Source organism: Streptomyces sp. WAC06614, from assembly GCF_003949795.1.
Classification (GTDB): Bacteria; Actinomycetota; Actinomycetes; order Streptomycetales; family Streptomycetaceae; genus Streptomyces.
In genome coordinates this window covers 1-661 of the sequence record NZ_RPRY01000776.1, presented here as the reverse complement: position 1 = coordinate 661, position 661 = coordinate 1, and the positions used below count along the sequence as shown (strand labels likewise).

The following is a 661-nucleotide window of genomic DNA, read 5'->3' as shown; positions in this document are numbered from 1 at the left end:
GCCCCACCCCCCTCCGCCGTTGTCCACAGCCCCGGGGCATTCGTCATACGGGATGACAGGACTGCGATCGCGGCCACCGGGTACCGTCGAGGGCGTGTCCCCCGAACCACCGCACCGCGCCGTCGAGGTCCGCCGCAGCGCGCGCCGCCGCAGGACCGTGTCCGCCTACCGCGAGGGCGACCGCACGGTCGTCCTGATCCCCGCCCGGATGTCCGAGGCGGAGGAGAAGCGCTGGGTGGGCGTCATGCTCGACAAGCTGGCGGCGCAGGAGAGCCGGCGGACCCTGGGCGACGCGGGCCTCACCGAGCGCGCGGACCACCTGTCCGCCCAGTACTTCGAGGGCCGCGCCCGCCCGCGCTCGGTCCGCTGGGTCACCAACCAGAACACCCGCTGGGGCTCCTGCACCCCCGCCGAGGGCAGCATCCGCCTCTCCCACCGCCTCCAGGGCATGCCCGAGTACGTCGTCGACTACGTGCTCCTGCACGAACTCGCCCACCTGCTCGTACCCGGTCACGGCCCCGACTTCTGGCGGCTGCTGGAGGCCTACCCCCGCACCGAGCGGGCCCGCGGGTACCTCGAAGGGGTCGTCGCCGCGGACCGGCTGCCCAAGGTCCCCGCCCCGCGCGAGGGCTGAGCCACCCGCGGCTCGCACCCGGCCCGC

At 75.0% G+C, this 661-nt stretch carries 1 protein-coding gene; it reads left to right on the top strand.

Translation table 11 applies throughout. The features are described 5' to 3' along the window. Nucleotides 1–94: 94 nt before the first annotated feature. The gene (locus tag EF918_RS36445) at nucleotides 95–634 is read left to right on the top strand and encodes a M48 family metallopeptidase (protein ID WP_125653038.1); all 540 of its coding nucleotides are present in this window, start codon (nucleotides 95–97) and stop codon (nucleotides 632–634) included. Nucleotides 635–661 lie beyond the last annotated feature (27 nt).